Annotated in this window: 17 protein-coding genes; 8 read left to right on the forward strand and 9 right to left on the reverse strand. The window is 58.9% G+C overall.

Annotated features, from left to right (window positions below):
- The first annotated feature begins 65 nt into the window (after positions 1-65).
- Positions 66-1,340, forward strand: a complete 1,275-nt coding sequence (gene yjeH / locus ABD827_RS15840; protein WP_344965646.1) for an L-methionine/branched-chain amino acid transporter — start codon at positions 66-68, stop codon at positions 1,338-1,340.
- Here the strand turns inward: yjeH and ABD827_RS15845 are convergent.
- The 5 genes from ABD827_RS15845 to ABD827_RS15865 all read right to left on the reverse strand — a co-directional run bounded on the left by ABD827_RS15845 (position 1,321) and on the right by ABD827_RS15865 (position 6,738).
- Positions 1,321-2,406, reverse strand: a complete 1,086-nt coding sequence (locus ABD827_RS15845; RefSeq protein WP_344965647.1) for an ABC transporter permease — start codon at positions 2,404-2,406, stop codon at positions 1,321-1,323. The two genes, yjeH and ABD827_RS15845, sit on opposite strands and share 20 nt — an antisense overlap.
- Positions 2,407-2,422: 16 nt before the next feature.
- Positions 2,423-3,367: an ABC transporter ATP-binding protein gene (locus tag ABD827_RS15850; protein WP_344965648.1), complete on the reverse strand. Its 945-nt coding sequence runs from the start codon at positions 3,365-3,367 to the stop codon at positions 2,423-2,425.
- Positions 3,360-4,322 (reverse strand): HlyD family secretion protein, encoded by a 963-nt coding sequence (locus tag ABD827_RS15855; protein WP_344965649.1) that lies wholly within the window; start codon positions 4,320-4,322, stop codon positions 3,360-3,362. Before ABD827_RS15855 ends, ABD827_RS15850 begins: the two co-directional genes overlap by 8 nt.
- 254 nt (positions 4,323-4,576) lie before the next feature.
- Entirely contained in the window at positions 4,577-5,416 is an 840-nt protein-coding gene (fghA, locus tag ABD827_RS15860; protein WP_344965650.1) for an S-formylglutathione hydrolase, read from the reverse strand.
- A 197-nt stretch (positions 5,417-5,613) separates the two neighbouring features.
- Positions 5,614-6,738, reverse strand: coding sequence for an S-(hydroxymethyl)glutathione dehydrogenase/class III alcohol dehydrogenase (locus ABD827_RS15865; RefSeq protein WP_425568011.1), 1,125 nt, complete (start codon positions 6,736-6,738; stop codon positions 5,614-5,616).
- A 292-nt stretch (positions 6,739-7,030) separates the two neighbouring features.
- Between ABD827_RS15865 and ABD827_RS15870 the strand changes: the two genes are divergently transcribed.
- Positions 7,031-7,798 carry a helix-turn-helix domain-containing protein gene (locus tag ABD827_RS15870; RefSeq protein ID WP_344965651.1) on the forward strand — a complete coding sequence of 256 codons (768 nt, stop codon included), beginning with the start codon at positions 7,031-7,033 and terminating at the stop codon, positions 7,796-7,798.
- 266 nt (positions 7,799-8,064) lie between these two features.
- On the forward strand, positions 8,065-9,558 hold the full coding sequence (gene putP, locus ABD827_RS15875) for a sodium/proline symporter PutP (protein ID WP_344965652.1): 1,494 nt from the start codon (positions 8,065-8,067) through the stop codon (positions 9,556-9,558).
- Between the two features lie 287 nt (positions 9,559-9,845).
- Here putP and bfr (ABD827_RS15880) read toward each other — a convergent pair whose 3' ends face one another.
- The 4 genes from bfr (ABD827_RS15880) to ABD827_RS15895 all read right to left on the reverse strand — a co-directional run bounded on the left by bfr (ABD827_RS15880) (position 9,846) and on the right by ABD827_RS15895 (position 12,823).
- Positions 9,846-10,313 carry a bacterioferritin gene (gene bfr / locus ABD827_RS15880; protein WP_298719447.1) on the reverse strand — a complete coding sequence of 156 codons (468 nt, stop codon included), beginning with the start codon at positions 10,311-10,313 and terminating at the stop codon, positions 9,846-9,848.
- Between the two features lie 12 nt (positions 10,314-10,325).
- Positions 10,326-10,790 carry a bacterioferritin gene (gene bfr, locus ABD827_RS15885; RefSeq protein ID WP_344965654.1) on the reverse strand — a complete coding sequence of 155 codons (465 nt, stop codon included), beginning with the start codon at positions 10,788-10,790 and terminating at the stop codon, positions 10,326-10,328.
- Between the two features lie 260 nt (positions 10,791-11,050).
- Positions 11,051-12,250, reverse strand: coding sequence for a CehA/McbA family metallohydrolase domain-containing protein (locus ABD827_RS15890; RefSeq protein ID WP_344965655.1), 1,200 nt, complete (start codon positions 12,248-12,250; stop codon positions 11,051-11,053).
- Positions 12,251-12,430: 180 nt separating this feature from the next.
- Complete coding sequence (locus ABD827_RS15895) at positions 12,431-12,823, reverse strand: SpoIIAA family protein (RefSeq protein WP_344965656.1); 393 nt, start codon at positions 12,821-12,823, stop codon at positions 12,431-12,433.
- Positions 12,824-12,999: 176 nt separating this feature from the next.
- Here ABD827_RS15895 and ABD827_RS15900 point away from each other — a divergent pair, with 176 nt between their 5' ends.
- The 5 genes from ABD827_RS15900 to ABD827_RS15920 all read left to right on the forward strand — a co-directional run bounded on the left by ABD827_RS15900 (position 13,000) and on the right by ABD827_RS15920 (position 18,484).
- Complete coding sequence (locus ABD827_RS15900) at positions 13,000-13,581, forward strand: DUF2939 domain-containing protein (RefSeq protein WP_344965657.1); 582 nt, start codon at positions 13,000-13,002, stop codon at positions 13,579-13,581.
- 142 nt (positions 13,582-13,723) lie between these two features.
- Positions 13,724-14,854, forward strand: coding sequence for a homogentisate 1,2-dioxygenase (locus tag ABD827_RS15905; RefSeq protein ID WP_344965658.1), 1,131 nt, complete (start codon positions 13,724-13,726; stop codon positions 14,852-14,854).
- Positions 14,855-14,891: 37 nt separating this feature from the next.
- Positions 14,892-15,878 (forward strand): fumarylacetoacetate hydrolase family protein, encoded by a 987-nt coding sequence (locus tag ABD827_RS15910; RefSeq protein ID WP_344965659.1) that lies wholly within the window; start codon positions 14,892-14,894, stop codon positions 15,876-15,878.
- Positions 15,865-16,506: a maleylacetoacetate isomerase gene (gene maiA / locus ABD827_RS15915; RefSeq protein WP_344965660.1), complete on the forward strand. Its 642-nt coding sequence runs from the start codon at positions 15,865-15,867 to the stop codon at positions 16,504-16,506. Before ABD827_RS15910 ends, maiA begins: the two co-directional genes overlap by 14 nt.
- A gap of 13 nt (positions 16,507-16,519) precedes the next feature.
- Positions 16,520-18,484 carry an acetoacetate--CoA ligase gene (locus tag ABD827_RS15920; protein ID WP_344965661.1) on the forward strand — a complete coding sequence of 655 codons (1,965 nt, stop codon included), beginning with the start codon at positions 16,520-16,522 and terminating at the stop codon, positions 18,482-18,484.
- Positions 18,485-18,923 lie beyond the last annotated feature (439 nt).

Consider the following 18,923-nt stretch of genomic DNA (forward strand, 5'->3'; position numbering starts at 1 on the left):
CCAGGCCTTATTATTGTTAGCAGGCGTTAATATATCAGAATTCTTGCATACGGATTTGAAACAACATGGGGCGTTTAAATAAAGACCTGGGGCTGGGCTACGGCACCGGCATGATGGCCACCTCGCTGCTGGGCAGCGGCATCTTCGTGGTACCGGCGGTAGCCGCCAGCCTGGCGGGTGCCGACTCGCTGTGGGCCTGGCTGATATTGATGGTGCTGGTGCTGCCGGTGGCCTTTACCTTTGCTCGTCTGGGGCGGGCCTTTCCCCATGCCGGTGGTGCCCCGCACCTGATTGGCCGGGCGCTGGGAGTGCCGATGGAAAAGCTGGCGGCCTTTTTGTTTCTGGCGGTGCTGCCGGTGGGTCTGCCCGCCATGCTGACCCTGACCGCCGGCTTCTGGCATGCGTTGTTTCCGCTGACGGATAACGGCGACCTGCTGGTGCAGCTGGGTACCCTGGGTCTGGTACTGGTACTGGGCAGCCGCAAGAGTGGTGCCTCTGGTCTGATCCAGTTGCTGATCGCCCTGGCCATTATCGGCTTGCTGGCGGTGGTGTGGGTCAGCGGTGATCTGATCCATGAGCCACTGGCCACCCTGCCACCGGTCGAACAGGTGCAGTGGACGGCGCTGCCGGCCGTGCTGGCGGTGATGTTCTGGTGTTTCGTGGGGCTGGAAGCCTTCACCCACATGGGCGAGGAATTCAAAAATCCGGAGCGGGATTTTCCGTTGGCACTGCTGTTTGGCGTGCTGCTGGCCGGCTTTATCTATCTGGCCTGCGCCATGGCGGTGGTGAAGTTTGGCGTGTTCGGCGATGAGCTGACCAACACCACTTCTTTTCCGGTGCTGGTGGCCGCCCTGCTGGGTGAAAAAGGCCGCTGGGCTGCGGCCCTGGTGGGGTATCTGGCCTGCTTTGCCAGCCTCAACCTCTATGTACAGGGCTTTGCCCGCCTGCTGTGGAGCATGGCCGACGAGGGCAAACTGCCCGCGCCGCTGGCGCAACTCAACCGCAACGGTGCGCCCTTTCGCGCCCTGAGCTGGGTGGTGGCGGCCTGCGCCCTCTGCACCCTGGCGGCCTGGCTGTTCAAGCTGCCGCTGGAAGCGCTGATGCGCTACGCCAACGGCAACTTCATTCTGGTGTATTTTCTGGCGATGGTGGCGGGGGTGAAACTGCTGCAGGGCGGCTATCGCTGGCTGGCGCTGCTGGCCAGCCTGCTATGCCTGGGCGTGTTTGTCTCCCTGGGGCTGGAAGCCGGCTACGCCCTGGTACTGGGGGCGGCCTTTATCGGCTGTCGCGCCTGGCGTAAACACAAAGCCGGACGCAGCGCTAATCCAGCCGCTTTCTAAAGCGTCGGGCCGCCACCAGCAGTCCCAGCAGGGTAAAGCCTGCCAGCCAGAGGGCATCGGGGGCCAGCGCCAGCAGATCGGCATCGCGCAGCAGTATGCCCCGGGCCAGACGCATGTAGTGGGTGGCGGGCAGCCCTTCGGCCAGCCATTGGGCCGCCACCGGCATGCCCTCATAGGGGAACATGAAGCCGGACAGCAAAATCGAGGGGATCAGCACAAACACCGTCATCTGCATGGCCTGCAGCTGGCTTTTGGCCAGGGTGGAGATCACCAGCCCCAGCACCAGGCTGGCGGCGATAAACAGCAGGGTCGCCAGCAGCAACTGCAGCGGGCTGCCGTTGAGCGGCACCGCGAAGATAAAAAAGCCCAGGCTCAGGATGATCACCAACTGAACCAGACCGGCGAAGATGTAGGGAATGATTTTGCCGATCATCAGCTCCATCGGCGTCACCGGCGTGGTGATCAACAGCTCCAGGTTGCCCCGCTCCCGCTCGCGTACTATGGCCGAGGCGGTAAAGAGCACCATGGTCATGGTGAGGATCACCCCGATCAGCCCCGGAATGATATTGACCGCCGCCCGCCGTTCCGGATTGAAAAACAGCGCCACCTCGAAGTTGCCTTGCGGCCGGATCAACCCGGGATCGTCCGGCAGGTTGGCCAGCTGCAGTATGGCGCTGGCAATCAGGGTATCGGTGCCGTCCACCAGCCACTGCCCCCGGGGCCGTCCGTCCTGCCGGCGGCGTTCCAGGTCGGCGGGCAGGATCAGTGCCGCCCGCACCCGGCCGGCGATAATGGCGGTTTCGGCATCATGAGGCTGAGTAAAGCGCTCGGTAAAGGTAACCAGCTGGCTGGCCCCCATCCGGGCCACCAGCTCCCGGCTCTGACTGGTCGCCGCCTGATCCACCAGCGCCACCGGAATATCCCGCACCTTGGTGTTGATGGCATAGCCGAACAGTAACAACTGGAGCAGCGGCACCATCACCACCATGGCGAAAGTGAGCCTGTCCCGGGACAATTGCCGGAATTCCTTGAGGGTGATGGCCTTGATGCGGCGCAGGCTACTCATGGCTTTCTCCGCCCACTCATGACTGTTTACCCCCGCTCATGGCTGTGCCTGTGCAGCTGACAAACACGTCTTCCAGGTTGGGCCGCACTCTGTTGATCTCGGCCCCGGTCGCCAGCTCCGGCAGGCGCTGGCGCAGCCAGCCGACCGGATCGGCTATCTCTCCGTCCACCAGTACCCGTAATCTCAGCCCCAGCTGGGCGGCGGAGCGCACTTCATCCAGCGCCAACAAACGGGTTTTCAGCTCGCGCAGGCCGGGAGCCGCCACTTCCAGTACCGTCACCCCCATGCCGTTCATCAATTGTTCCGGCGAGCCATCGGCGCGCTTGCTGCCGTTTTCCAGTATGGCCAGGCCATGGCAGCGCTCGGCCTCGTCCATATAATGGGTGCTCACCAGTATGCTGGTGCCCGCTTCGCACAGATCGAACAGCTTCTCCCAGAAGTCCCTTCGATTTTCAGGATCCACCGCCGAGGTCGGCTCGTCCAGAAACAGCAGATCAGGTCGGTGCAGGGTAGTGGCGGCCAGCGCCAGCCGCTGCTTCTGCCCTCCGCTCAGGGTGCCGGCAAAACGGCCGGCAAAAGATGCCAGCTCATAGGTGCCCAGCAGTTCGCGTAGACGATCCCGGGTGTCCTTCGCATTCAGGCCGTAGATCTGGGCGACAAACTCCAGGTTTTCGCGTACCGACAGATCCTCGTAGAGCGAGAACTTCTGGGTCATGTAGCCGACCCGGCGGCGCAGGGCCTCGGCCTGCTCGGGAATCGACAGCCCGAGCACCGTCATTTCACCGGCGCTGGGTAGAAGAAGACCGGTGAGCATGCGGATGCAGGTGGACTTGCCGCTGCCGTTGGGGCCGAGAAAGCCGAAGATGGTACCGGCGGGAATGGCCAGATCCAGCCGGTTAATGGCCACCAGATCGCCGAATTTTCGCGTCAGCCCCCGGGTCGAAATCGCCAGATCAGTCATGACTTTCCTCCGGCAAGGCCTGGGCGGGCACGCCAGACGGCAAGTCGATGGCAGTCTCGGGCAATTGCACCTTTGCCAGATACATCAGCCGGCTGCGCTCTCCCTCGGTCAGGGCATAATAAGGCGTAAAGGCCGGCTCGGTGGCAATCCAGCTCAGCCGGCCATCATAAGGCTCCTCTATGCCGTCTACCCAGACCCGTAACGAGTCGCCGATGCTCAGCCCGAGACGGCGGCTTGCCGGTACGTAAATGCGGGCATAAGGCGCGCCCTGTGCCTGCAACACCGCCACCACGGCGCCCTGAGCGACCCTGTCACCCGTCTGGTAAGGCAGGGTTTCCAGAATGCCGGCACGACTGGCATGAATCGCCAGTTCATCCAGCCGATAACGGGCCAGGGCCAGTTCGGCCTTTATCGCGTCTCGAGCCGCCTCGGCGGCGTCTATGTCTTCGACCCGGTTACCCGCCGTGGCTCGTGCCAGCCGTTGCCGGGCCGCCTCTGCCTGCGCCTGCAACTGATCATGATTCGCCTGTGCTCTGTCCAGCTCGGCCTGACTAGCCAGTTTTCGGGATGCCAGGGTACGAATACGCTCCAGATTGCGCTTCGCCTCCGGCAGCAGTGCCTGTAACCGGGCCAGCTCGGCCCGGGCGGTATTGATATCTTCGGCTCGCGTTCCCGCCAGCAGCAGTGCCAATCCGGCCTCGGCCTGGCGCAGCCGTGCCTGCTGACGACCCACTTCCAGCCGCTGCCGCGCATCATCCAGTTGCAGCAGCAGGGTGCCTGCCGTTACCCGCTCACCCTCGGCCACCGGCTGGGCCGTCACCAGTTCGCTGGCGGTAGCGGTCAGCTCGATGCGGTCCCGCTCCAGGGTGCCGAGCCAGCGCTCGTCCGCCGACGGCCCGCAGGCAGTCAGCCACAGGCAACTGAGCAACAGGATAAGGCGGGGAAAATTCGGCATATCGGTGTCCAATGAAACTCATGGATTCAGCTTAGCCGAAGCGTGGCAGGGATTCGTTGCGGTGGATCAGGAACGAGGAACAATACGGCTTTTGGTGTACAGAAACGATACATGTTGCTGTGATTCACCGTCACTGCAAGTCATGCGCCATACCTGAGAATCTCTATGTGCCTGCCGGTTCGCGCCGCATAAATGGGCGCCTACAAAAAACACCAGTGCTAACAGAAGGCCCGGTAAAGACCGGGCCTGAAAGCTTAGTTACTGGCCAGATGTTCCGCATGAAAACGCAGGTGATCTTCGATGAAGCTGGCGATAAAGTAGTAGCTGTGATCGTAACCGGGCTGCATGCGCAGGGTGAGATCCGCACCGGCCTGCTCGGCGGCCTGCGCCAATGCCTGGGGCTTGAGCTGCTCGGCCAGGAAGTTGTCGGCCTCACCCTGATCCACCAGCATGGGCAGGGTGCAGCCATGCTCTTTCAGCAACAGGCTGGCGTCAAACCGGGCCCATTCATGACGGTCGTTACCCAGATAGGCACCCAACGCCTTGTGGCCCCAGGGGCAATCGACCGGGTTGGAAATCGGAGCGAAAGCCGACACCGACACAAACCGCTCGGGATTGCGCAGCGCCAGCACCAGGGCACCGTGGCCACCCATGGAGTGACCGCTGATGGCGCGTTTGCCAGACAGCGGCAGTTCGGCCTCGACCAGCGCCGGCAGCTCGCTCAGCACATAGTCATACATCTGGTAATGTTTTTTCCAGGGTTCCTGAGTGGCGTTGACGTAGAAGCCGGCCCCCAGGCCCAGATCGTAAGCCGCGTTTTCATCATCACTCACGCCGTCGCCACGGGGGCTGGTATCCGGGATGATCAGCGCCAGACCCAGTTCGGCCGCTACCCGCTGGGCACCCGCCTTGCTGGAAAAGTTCTCGTCGCTGCAGGTCAGACCCGACAGCCAGTAAACGGCCGGCACCGGACCCTGCTCCGCCTGAGGCGGCAGAAACACCGAAAACTGCATGCTGCAGTTGAGGGTGCTGGAGTCGTGCCGATAGCGGATCTGACGACCACCGAAGCTCTTTTGTTCTTGAACAATTTGCATAAAAACTCCTGCCTTCCCCCCTTCGGGGGAGCTGTAAGCTGTCATCCCCTTCCGGGGAGCCATAAGCTATAAGCCGTCAGCTGTAAGTCGCCCTGCGTGGTTGCAGGCACAACGCCATGCCTGCAACCACCTTGTTTGTCTTACAGCTTAAAGCTGAGAGCTTACAGCTGCTTTTAAGCTTACAGCTGCCTTTAAACTTACTTGTCGAAATGGATCACCGAGCGGATCGACTTGCCTTCATGCATCAGGTCGAAGGCGTGGTTGATGTCTTCCAGACCCATGGTGTGGGTGATGAAGGTATCCAGTTCAAACTCGCCGTTCAGGTACTGTTCAACGATGCCCGGCAGCTGAGAGCGGCCTTTAACACCACCGAAGGCACTGCCGCGCCATACCCGGCCGGTGACCAGCTGGAACGGGCGGGTGGAGATTTCCTGGCCGGCACCGGCAACACCGATGATAACCGACTCGCCCCAGCCCTTGTGGCAGCACTCCAGGGCGGAACGCATCACCTTGACGTTACCGATACACTCGAAGGAGTAATCCACGCCGCCGTCGGTCAGCTCGACGATCACGTCCTGAATCGGCTTGTTGTAGTCTTTCGGGTTGATGCAGTCGGTGGCGCCCAGCTTGCGAGCGATGTCGAACTTGTCTTCGTTGATGTCGATGGCAATGATGCGGCTGGCCTTGGCCATGACGGCACCGATAATAACGGCCAGACCAATACCGCCCAGGCCGAATACCGCAACTGTGTCGCCTTCCTGCACATTGGCGGTGTTCTTGACCGCGCCCATGCCGGTGGTGACGCCACAGCCGAGCAGGCAGACCTTCTCCAGCGGGGCTTCCTTGCTTATCTTGGCCAGTGAGATTTCCGGCACCACGGTGCGCTCGGCGAAGGTAGAGCAACCCATGTAGTGGAAAATCGGCTTGCCGTCCTTGAAGAAACGGGTGGTGCCGTCGGGCATCAGACCCTGGCCCTGAGTGGCGCGTACCGCCTGGCACAGGTTGGTTTTGCCGGATTTACAGAATTTACACTCGCCGCACTCGGCGGTGTACAGCGGGATCACGTGATCGCCCACTTCCAGGGTGGTCACGCCCTCGCCTACTGCCTCGACAATACCGCCACCTTCGTGGCCGAGGATTGACGGGAAGATACCTTCGGGATCATCACCCGACAGGGTAAAGGCATCGGTATGACACACACCGGTGGCGACAACACGCACCAGCACTTCGCCTTTTTGCGGCGGCATCAGATCCACTTCTTCGATGCTCAGCGGTTTGCCGGCTTCCCAAGCGACGGCGGCACGGGTTTTGATCATGTCCATTAGCTTCTCCAGTGAAATGCAGTGCGATAACCGATTCAGTATAACGGGCGTACAGAACACTGCCGTTACAACATCTGTCGCCATTGTATCTAGCTCAAGCACCAGTGAGAATGGGGGCAGATACAAATGATTTTTACAGCTGAGTAATAATATGCGACAAGATCACCTGTGCGCTACATCATGCTCCCGGCGACCCGAGCTGTATTATGGTTCTCCCCGGTGTAGAATTCGTGTCTGCACAGGTAACGACCTTTTGACAGACCACACCGCCAACAGCCCAAAGGAAAGTGAAATGTCTGCTTTCAAGCCCTTTGAAGTCATGGCCCTGCCCACCGAAATGGCCCACCACCAGCATCACTATCACCAGATTGTTATCGGCCTCAACGGTCAGACCGACTTCGACATCGGCGGCCGCGGCAACCTGGTGGGCCCGGGGCAGGGCTGCCTGGTGTCTTCACAGCTGAATCATGCCTTTGGCGGTCTCGGGTCCAATAAAATACTGGTGCTCAACCTGTCACCGACTCAGTCGCCGGCACTGCCGGGGCAGCAGGAGCGCATACATCATTTGTTTGAACAACCCCGCTACTTCCAGCTTCATCCCCAGGCTCAACAACTGATTTCGGTGTTGAGCAACGAGATGCACAACAATCCGCATGACGAGCTGCTGGGACAGGCCTGCGCCCATACTCTGATGTGCGCCCTGCATCGGCATATGCAGTTGCCTTCCCGCCTGCAGGCCAAACGCCTGAATATGGAGGTGATCGACAGCTACATCGAACAGCATATGGATCGCAAAATCACGGTGGCTCAGCTGGCGGGCTGCGCCTTTCTGGGCGAGAGCCAGTTTCATACGCTGTTCAAGGAGCAGACCGGTATCTCCCCCTATCAGTACCTGCTGGAAAAGCGGCTGAGTGAGGCACGCCAGATGCTGGCTCACAGTCATCACAGCCTGGCCTATATCGCTCAGCATTGCGGTTTTTCCAGCCAGAGTCTGTTTACCCAGGTATTTTCCAGCCGACTGGATATTTCTCCCGCCCGTTACCGCAAGCTACACCACTAGACTTTTCCCCAAACAGCGTCCAGCATGCTCATGAAGGACAATTGGTATCCATTTGTAACCATAAATACCGTATTTGTGATCACTCTTTTCGAACCGGCGGAGTTTTCCTGAAAAATAACGCAGCAAAGCAAAAGATCCCGGCCACGATTCTCCCTACTATCCTTGTGATGTAACAAGGTCTTAACCATCGATTGCGCACGCATGGCAATAAAACAACTGTGCTCTACTTTGATAGAAAACAGGAATCCATTCTGGAGGAACAGGGAATGATTGAATCCAACTATGCCATTACCGGCACCTTTCTCGTGTATCTGATCGGCATGATGGCCATTGGCTACTATGCCTATAAGCGCACTGCCAACTCGGCCGACTATTTTCTTGGTGGTCGCTCTCTGGGTCCCTGGCCTGCGGCCATCTCTGCGGGTGCCTCGGACATGAGTGGCTGGTTGCTGCTGGGTCTGCCCGGCTTCGCCTATGCTGCCGGCTTCGAGTCATTCTGGCTGGCCGGCGGCCTGCTGCTGGGCACCTGGGCCAACTGGATGTTCTGTGCCAAACGACTGCGCACCTATACCCTGGAGGTAGATAACGCCATCACGATACCGGCCTACCTGTCTCGCCGCTTCGAAGACAAATCCAAGGTGCTGCAGATTATCTCGGCGCTGATGATATTGATGTTCTTCCTGTTCTACACCAGCTCGGGTCTGGTTGCCGGTGGCAAGCTGTTTGAAACCGTATTTGGTCTGGATTATCAAATTGCCGTGGTGCTCGGTACCCTCTGCATCGTGTCTTACACCATGTTCGGTGGCTTTCTCGCCGTGTCCTGGACCGATCTGGTGCAGGGTCTGATGATGGCGGCCGCGCTGATGATAGTGCCGATAGCGGCGATGGAAGGCGGTTTCGGCCAGCTGGAAACCGATCTGAACAATCTTAATCCCAACCTGCTGACACTGTGGAGCAACATCGATGGCGAGTCCCTGTCCGTCATCGGTATTGTCTCGCTGGCCGCCTGGGGCCTGGGCTACTTCGGTCAGCCTCATATTCTGGCTCGCTTCAATGCCACCCGTACCAATAAAGACATCACCACCGCCCGCCGCATCGCCGTCACCTGGAGCTTGCTGTCCATGGCCGGTGCCCTCATGGTCGGCCTGGTCGGGCTGCTTTATGTGCAGAAAAACATGGGTGGCGAGCTGGCAGATGCGGAAACCATCTTCATGGTGCTGGTCAACGCCGTATTCCACCCGGTGATTGCCGGTATTCTGCTGGCCGCCATTCTGGCCGCCATCATGAGTACCGCCGACTCCCAGCTGCTGGTGTCTTCTTCTGCGCTGGCCGAAGATTTTTACAAGCAGATGTTCCCCCACACCAGTGCCAAAACGCTGGTCAACATCGGTCGTTTTGCGGTGGTTGGTCTGTCGCTGGTGGCCTTGATGCTGGCGATGAATCCGGACAGCACGGTACTGGGACTGGTGTCTTACGCCTGGGCCGGTTTTGGCGCCGCCTTCGGCCCGGCGCTGCTGTTCAGCCTGTACTGGCGCAACATGAACCGCAACGGCGCCCTGGCCGGTGTGCTGGTCGGCGGCATCACCGTTGTGGTCTGGAAACAGCTTTCCGGCGGACTCTTCGATCTCTATGAAATTGTCCCCGGCTTTATCTTCGCCTCCATTGCCATCGTACTGGTCAGCAATATGACCGGCGGCCCCAAGGCCTCGGTTACCAAGACCTTCGACAGCTACCGGAAGAGTCTGGATACCCTGGACTAACCCCATATCAGCCCGGCACTCGCCGGGCTTTTTTCTCCGCAATAATCACCAACGCAAGGCACTGCTTCAGCTGTGCAATGTGGCGAAGCCACATCCCAACTGCGAACAACATTTGATGGCCCATAGTGGAGCCTGTGCATCAGCTCCTGCTTCCCCGGATTTAGCAGCTGAAGCAGCGACTACATTCGTGCTGTATGTTGGCCGCGGCATCCTGCAATATCGCGCACATAAAATAAAAAAGCCGCAACAGCGGCTTTTTTATTTAACATTAAGCATTACGCGATATTTTACATCTGCGATTGCAGGTAGTTGGGCAGACCGATACGGTTGATCAGGCCCAGCTGCTGCTCCAGCCAGTGGGTGTGGTCGTTTTCGGTGTCTTCCAGCAGCACCTGCAGCATGTCACGGCTTTGGTAGTCTTGTACCTGCTCGCACAGGGCCATGACGTTGCGCAGATCCTCAATCACCTTGTATTCCAGGTTCAAGTCGCTCTGCAGCATGGCCGGCACGTCCTTGCCGATATTGAGCGGGACCCGGGTGACCATGTCCGGGGTGCCACCCAGGAACAGGATGCGTTCAATCAGCTTGGAAGCATGGCCCTTTTCATCTTCAAATTCATGATCGATACGCTCGAACAGCTTCTTGAAACCCCAGTCGTCGTACATGCGGGAGTGAATAAAGTACTGATCCATGGCGCTCAGTTCACCGGCCAGCAGCTCGTTCAGTGCCGCTATTACCTTTGCATTACCTTTCATGTTCGGCTCCCGTTACATTTGCGACTGTTGGTAGTTTTCGAGTCCGATCTTGGCGATCAGATCGAGCTGGGTGTCTACCCAGTCGAGATGGGCTTCTTCGTATTCTTCTATTTCACAGAGCAGTTCGCGGGAAACGTATTCCTGCATCGACTCGCAATAGGCGATGGCGTCTTTCAGCACCAGCAACTGTTCTTCTACCTGCTGCTTGTCGCATTGCAGCATTTCTTCGGTGTTTTCACCGATACGCAGCCGGTTGAGGTGTTGCAGGTTGGGCAGCCCTTCGAGAAACAGGATGCGCTCTATCAGCTTGTCGGCCTGCTTCATGTCCTTGATGGACTTCTTGTATTCGCGCTCGTCCAGCTGATGCAGGCCCCAGTTCTTGAACATGCGGGCATGCAGAAAATACTGATTGATGGAGGTGAGCTCTATGCTAAGCACCTGATTCAGGTACTCGATGACTTTCTTGTCGCCTTTCATATCTTCCCCCTCTGAATAATGCGGTCATCATAGTCTCAAACAGGCTTACTTTCAAATAAAGCGCCACTAAGCTATTGATTTAATTTAAATAAGGTAGTGTTAATAAAAACAAATCCGATTTATAGCCAAGCTCACCCATGGTGCCGATGATTACTACAGAATAGTCGTATATCCGAGCCGCAACTTGTTATTCAGCCATATAGCGCCAATCGCAGAATCGAAAAGGGCTTCCCGGCGTGGGAAGCCCTTGAAGAAGACCTTTACTTGATCCAGATGGGGTTGGAGTAAGCCCGGTTACCTTGCTTGTCTTCCACGACCCATTGCATCCAGGTGCGCTTGGGCGGCACCGGTACCCCGGTTCTGAACCACTTGGCACCGTTGATTTTCCAACCGGCTACCTGTTTGCCATCCAGCCAGACTTCGGCCTTGGCCAGCCCCACACCGGAGCGGAATTCAACCTGGGTTTCACTGTAAGGTGTCGCCTCGCCACCGAAGTTGGTGGTAATGGGGTAAACCTCGGGACCAAAGCTGACAAAGCTGTGACCGCGGGCCGCAGAACTGGCGAAATCGGCGGTGATACGGCCCTTGGGAGTATAGGCGTAGAGCTTGCCACTGTTGTGCCGGGCATCCTTCAGCAGAGGGCCGGCATTCAGATAGACGCGCTCGCCCCGGTTCCAGCGTTGGCGCATCACCGACAGATAAGACTCGAAGTTACCGGTCGCCGGTTTCAGATCAAATAGCCCCAGCTCGGCCTGAGGGCTGGCAGTGGTATACATTTCTTTGTCGGACAACAGGTTGCCGAGCGAGCCGGCACTGAGCCAGGCGGTGAAGTCACCGCCCTCGCCTGCGGCATAAGAACGACGCAGATCATCGGTTTCATACAACTCACTCAGGCTGTTCTGCAGCTGGGCCGCGGTCCAGTGGCTCTGCACCATGCGCGTCATGTCGTTATAGCCGGACAGATCCTGATTAACCGGCTCGTTACGCTGCAATCGGTAGCCGGCGAACAGGGTTTCCTTGACCGGATCGAGCAGTTTGGTGCTGAGCTTGATACCCGGGTAGTCTTTGCCCACTTCGTAACGGCTCAGCACACGGTGCCCGTTCCATTTTCGCGTCAACTCAATCACCAGCTGTTCCGGGGTGTGCTTGACCACCTCCAGCTTTTCAACGGTCAGCTCGCCCTCGCCGGGCACAAAATCAACCGAGTCGATCAGATCTGCGCCAAAGACACCGTTTTCCACCATGGCCAGATCCACGATCCCGCCTTGAGCAATGGCAAAGGTAAAATGCGGGGTACTAACGGTAAGATCATCGGCACCACGGGCATCGCCAGCGGCTATCTGGGTCGGGCCATGCACCAGTTCAATTCCGGCTGGCGGTGTATTCTTTGCGGAGTGGGATGAACAGGCGGTCAAAACCATGGCGGCCAGCAGCGACAGGCCGGATTGATAAAAGCGCATCTTGAAGAAACCCTGAATGAAAGAACGACGATGAAGCCGCGATTCTGACAGCTCCTTGCCAGAACTCAAGCTCCGCAAAAAAGAAGCCGCGGCCGTAAAACGCCACTCCCCTCGTCAACGCCGGAGTGCTTACCAAAGCGTATGAAGCGGTTTGCCTGGCGTCGCGACGAACGGGGTCGCTCAAGGCTCATCCTGCTCCAACCAGGCCCTGGCATCCTGCAGGTGCTCGAAATACTGCACCTGACTGCTGAGCAGAAACCAGTCCACCACCATGGCCATCAGCTTTTCCTTGAGATCGACTCCGACAATCGCCAGCTTGCTGAATTCATCACCATGTTTGCGGGTAAACTGAATGTCTTCCCACAGGGCTTTTGCTTCCCAGCCGTTGAAGTCAATCATGTCGACCAGGGCCTTGATTCGGGGGCTGTCCATATCGGACAAGGCCTGTTCAAGCTGCTGTTCCATCTCCCTGAAATCATCGTAGGCGATATCGCCATAAATCTTGATGGTGAGCCATAGGGTATGGTTATCCTGCTTGCTCATTTCGACAGACATGCCGTGTGCTTCCAACATAATGGCTGCTCCCTTAACTGTGCCTAGTGGTCATAATTATGGTCGTTCTCGTCGCTTGCGCCTTTGGTTGTCGCGAAAAAGGGACTAAAAATGCCGGCTCGTCGATTTCAGCTTGCCTGAGAATCCCGTTGCAGGCAGCCTTGTCGCAAATATTGGCCTTCTGGAATGTAACGCTCGTGCGCAAAACAAAATATGTGCTGTTATTGCTGATCCTGTCCGCTGTCGGCTATGTCGCCGCCGCCCCCTGGTTAACCGCCTACCGGATCAGCGACGCCGTCGACCAGCGCGACAGCGTGGCGCTGGCCGAACAGGTGGAATTCGACAGTGTACGCCTGAGTCTGAAACAACAACTGAACAGCCGGGTGTTGCGCGAGCTTGGCGCAGACAACAAACAAAATCCCTTCGCGGCCCTCGGTGCCAGCCTGGCCAACATCATGGTGGACGGCCTGCTGGATACCTACATGACCCCGGCCGGCATAGAGCGACTGATGCGGGGAGAAACGCCGGCGCCGGGCATTCCCGAAACCAGCTCGCCGCCTGCCGACACCGACACCAATACCGACGGTGGTAACGATTCCGGCTCCGGCAAGGCCAACACCGAGCGTAAAAAACTGTTCTCCGACGCCCGCATGGGTTACCGGTCGCTGCATCGTTTCGTGGTCACGGTAACCGACGATGAAGGCAAACAGGCCGAGTTCGTGCTGAGTCGTCGCGGACTGGACTGGAAACTGACCGCCATCGTACTGCCGCTGGATTAACCGACGCATGACCGAATACGACTGGAACCAATGCTGAGTGAAGCTCCGGGCAGAGCCTGAGGATCGATGCCAGACTGATGATATGAATGGCGAGCCTGTGCGGGCTTCGCCTGCTCCGTGTTGATCCAAGGAGAATCATGCCATGCGTCACTGGTTCCAGTTTCCCATTCGTGAAGGCGACACCTCGCGCCAGGCCCACTGCGACATGCCGGCGGGAACCTTCGAACGAGAAATCGGCAAGGAAGGTTTTTTCGGCCCCGCCACCCACATGTACCACCGCCACCCGCCTACCGGCTGGAGTGCCTGGGAGGGGCCGCATCGCCCCCGCGCCTTCGACACCAACAAGCTGCAGCCAAAGGGAAACAGTCCCTGGGATGCCACGCTTCTGCTGCACAACGCCAGCCTGCAGGTACGACTCTGGCAAAGCGACCAGTCGATGAATCATCTAGTGCGTAACGGCGACGGCGACGAGTGTCTGTTTGTGCATCGGGGTAAGGGCCGGCTTTTTTGCGATTATGGCCACCTGAGCTTCGGCGAGGGTGACTATATTATCCTGCCCCGTGCCACCAGCTGGCGGCTGGAAATCGAACAGCCGGTGACCCTGCTGATGATAGAGGCCACCCACGGCGCCTACATGCAGGCGGAACGCGGCCTGGTGGGCCGTCATGCGATATTCGATCCGGCCGTACTCGAATACCCCAGGTTGGACGATGCCTTCAAGGCCCAGAGCGAGCAGCCCGGCGAGTGGCAGGTGTTACTCAAGGCCCGGGGGCAGATAAACCGCATCAGCTTCCCCTTCAATCCACTGGACGCCCAGGGCTGGACCGGCGACCTGACCGTGTTCAAGCTCAACTGGCGCGACATTCGTCCCTTGATGAGCCACCGCTACCACCTGCCGCCCTCGGCGCACACCACCTTCGTCAGCCACGACTTCGTGATCTGTACCTTCGTGCCCCGGCCTATCGAGTCCGATCCCGGTGCGCTCAAGGTGCCCTTCTACCATAACAACGACGATTTTGATGAGGTCATCTTCTATCATCAGGGCAATTTCTTTAGTCGGGACAACATAGAAGCGGGGATGATCACCCTGCACCCCTGCGGCTTTACTCATGGTCCTCATCCCAAGGCCTTCGCCGCCGGTGCCCGGCACGCCCGCACCGACACCGACGAGGTGGCGGTGATGATCGACTCACGGCAGCCGCTGGAGGTGGCCGAGTTGCCGGACGGGGTGGAAAACATCGACTATGTTCACTCGTGGCAGGCAAAACCATAACGCGATAAAGCGCACTGGATACATCAAGGAGGCGATGGTGAAACTGGCTTCTCTGAAACAAGGTCGTGACGGCCAACTAATGGTGGTGTCCCGGGATTTGAGTCGGGCGATCACCGCAGACGGCATTGCCCCCACCCTGCAGGCGGCACTGGATTACTGGGCCGAAACCGAGCCTGCATTACAGGCGCTTTACCAGCAACTGAACCAGGGAAACTGTGCCGACAGCTTCGCGTTCAACCAGGCCGATTGTGCCTCGCCCCTGCCCCGCGCCTATCAGTGGGCCGACGGCAGCGCCTACGTCAATCATGTGGAGCTGGTGCGCAAGGCCCGCGGCGCCGAGATACCGGCCAGCTTCTGGACCGATCCGCTGATGTACCAGGGTATGTCCGACGATTTTATCGGGCCATGCGAAGATATTTGTCTGGCCGATGAAGCCTGGGGCATCGACTTCGAGGGCGAAATCGCCATTATTACCGGTGATGTACCCATGGGTACCCCCGCCGAACGGGCCGCCCCCCATATCAAGCTGCTGATGCTGGTCAACGATGTCTCACTGCGTAACCTGATTCCGGGAGAACTGGCCAAGGGGTTCGGCTTTTTTCAGTCCAAGCCCGCCTCGTCCTTCTCGCCGGTGGCCATCACCCCGGACGAACTGGGCGATGCCTGGCAAGACACCAGGGTGCATCACCGCCTGCGGGTTCATCTGAACGGCGAGCTGTTCGGCGAGCCGGATGCGGGCACCGACATGACCTTCAACTTCGCTCAATTGCTGGCCCATGTCAGCTTCAGCCGGACACTGTGCGCCGGCTCCATCATTGGCTCCGGTACCGTCTCGAACGTGAATCGCAGCACCGGCTCCTGCTGCCTGGCCGAGCGGCGCATGCTGGAAATACTTGAGCAAGGCGAAGCTCGCACCCCCTTTATGAAGTTTGGCGACCGGGTGCGTATCGAGATGCTTGATCAACAAGGGCAGTCCATCTTCGGTGCCATCGACCAGCAGGTGACGAAATATGAAGCTCTATGATTATGTCCGCTCTTCCGCCGCCTACCGGGTACGGATTGCACTCAGGCTGAAAGGGCTGAGCTGTGAGACCATCCCCATCTCCTTGCTGGATGGTACCCAGAACAGCGCTGGTTACCGATCTTTGAACCCAACCGGCCTGGTACCCAGTCTGGATACCGGTCACGGCATCCTCGGTCAGTCACTGGCCATCATCGAATATCTGGACGAAAGCTATCCCGAGCCGCCGTTGCTGCCGGCCATGCCCTTTGCCCGCGCCCGCTGCCGGGCTCTGGCGCTGCAGGTGGCCTGCGACATACACCCACTCAACAACCTGCGGGTACTCAAGTACCTGACCGGTGATCTCGGACTCAGTGAAGAGCAAAAAACCACCTGGTATCACCACTGGCTGCAGCTGGGGCTGGATCCGCTGGAGCAACAGCTGAGCGGTAGTGATAGCCGCTATTGCTGTGGCGACACGCCGACCTTGGCAGACATCTGCCTGGTGCCCCAACTCACCAATGCCCGCCGCTTCAAGCTGGATCTGACGCCTTACCCCCGGCTTGTCGCCATTGAACAGGCCTGCAACCGGCTCGAGGCATTTCAACTGGCGCACCCGGATCAACAGCCACTCATCCCGGCAAACCCCTGATCAGGAGGTGAACATGTCCCGGCAACTTGCCCCCTTGTGGCGCCCCTCTCCCGCCCGCATTAAACGCAGCCAGCTGTATGAGTTCATGCAACAGGCAAACCGCCGCTACGGGCTTGAGTTGACCGACTACCAAAGCCTGCATGCCTGGTCGGTGCAGGACAGTGCCGCCTTCTGGAACCTGGTGTGGGACTTCGCCGAGGTAGTGGGTGAAAAGGGTGAGCAGCTGGTGCTGAACGCCGCCAGCGCCCGGGACGCGGTCTGGTTTCCCGAGGCCCGGCTTAACGTTGCCGAAAACCTGTTGCGCCATGCCACGACGGCCCCGGATCAAGCTGCCCTGCTGTTTATGGCCGAGGGGCAAAATGAGCGGAGCCTGAGCTGGAATGAACTGACCGAACAGGTGGCAGCCATTCGTGCCGGTCTGGAGCACGCCGGTATCAAACCCGGTGATGTGGTGGCCGGTTACCTGCCCAATCTGCCGGAAACCCTGGTCGCCATGCTGGCCACCACCGCACTGGGGGCAATCTGGACCTCGACCTCCCCCGACTTCGGCGCCGACAGCGTGATCGAGCGCTTCGGGCAAACCCGGCCAAAGGTACTGTTCAGCGCCGACGGTTATCGTTACAACGGCAAGTGGCATGACACCGGCGACAAGGCCAGAGCCATAGTCGCGGCCATCGACAGCATCGAACACTGGGTGCAAATCCCCTACCTGGGGGCAGACCAGCCCGGTGCCGACGACAGGGTGCAACACTGGTCTGAATGGCTGCGCCGCCACGCCGGGCAGCCGCTGCATTTTACTGCCATGCCCTTCAACGCGCCGCTCTATATTCTGTATTCTTCGGGTACCACCGGCCAGCCCAAGTGCATAGTGCATTCGGCCGGCGGCATCCTGCTCAACCACCTGAAAGAACATCGGCTGCATTGCGATATTCGCCCCGGCGACAGGGTATTCTATTTCACCACCTGTGGCTGGATGATGTGGAACTGGCTGGTCTCGGCACTGGCCAGCGGCGCCACCCTGCTGCTTTATGAAGGCTCGCCTTTCTTTCCCGATGGCAAGGTGCTGTGGAACTGGGCCGAGAAAACGGGCATGACCCTGTTTGGCACCTCGGCCAAATACCTGGAAGCCATGGAAAAACAGCGGATTCATCCGCGTGACCACCATTATCTGGGGGCCCTGCACACCCTGTGTTCCACCGGCTCGGCCCTGGCGCCCGAACAATTCGACTTTGTTTACCGGCGCATCAAGTCCAATCTGCAACTGGCCTCCATCGCCGGCGGCACCGATATCTGCGGCTGCTTCGTGCTCGGCAACCCCATCAGCCCGGTTTATCGTGGTGAATGTCAGGGCATTGGTCTGGGGCTGGATGTGCGGGTGTTCGACGAACAGGGCCGGCCCTTGCTGGAGCAGCAGGGCGAGCTGGTCTGTTGCAACAGCTTCCCCAACCGGCCGGTGGGATTCTGGGGAGACGATGACGGCAGCCGCTATGACGCCGCCTACTGGCAGACCTACCCGGGCTGCTGGCATCACGGTGACAGAGTGGCGTTGACGGTACACGGCGGCATGGTGTTCTACGGCCGTTCGGATACGGTGCTGAATCCGGGTGGCGTGCGTATCGGTACCGCCGAAATCTATCGTCAGATCAGCCGCTTCGAGCAGATAGCGGATGCGGTGGTGGTGGGCCAGCACTGGCATAAAGATGAGCGGATATTGCTGTTCGTCAAACTGGTCGAGGGCGAGCGGCTGGACGGCGCACTGAAAGCGGCCATTTGCCGACGCATTCGCAACCAGTGCAGTCCGCGTCATGTGCCGGACAAAATACTGGCCGTGACCGATATTCCCAGAACCCGGTCGGGCAAGACGGTCGAACTGGCGGTACGCAATGTGGTGGAAGGCAAGCCGGTAAAAAACATCGGTGCCCTGGCCAACCCGGAGGCGCTGGCGCTGTTTCGCAACCTGCCAGAGCTCAACGAATAATGAGTTGAAGCCTTATACCAAAAAGCTTAAATAACTGATCTATTCGGTTGCTCTGTAAAGGTCGGACAAAGGGCCCGCTCCGCCGACTCGCCATGAACCCATCCGTGGGGGCTCTCTGTTTCATCCCTGAAACAGAAGGTCGGCGGAGCAGATCCCTTTGTCCTCCTTGATGCACCGGAGTTGCCTGTGGGCGTCGTCTACAGACAACTCGGTGCCCAAGAAGAGGCAACAGAGATGGCCTCCCCCGACCGTGACATGCCAGGGATGGCATGCCCGAGCCTACAGGGATGTACTCGTAGCGTGTCGAGGGAGGCAGCTGTGTTGCCTCTGGGGTACAGGCCAAAACCCTGATCGGATGCTTAATGTAATTGGCTATGTATGAGTTAACTGTGTCTGTGCCAATAAGATGCTGTTTTCATTCGGGTTAGTGTGAGTTTCA

Origin of the sequence: Oceanisphaera sediminis (assembly GCF_039539745.1) — a bacterium.
Classification (GTDB): Bacteria; Pseudomonadota; Gammaproteobacteria; order Enterobacterales; family Aeromonadaceae; genus Oceanimonas; species Oceanimonas sediminis.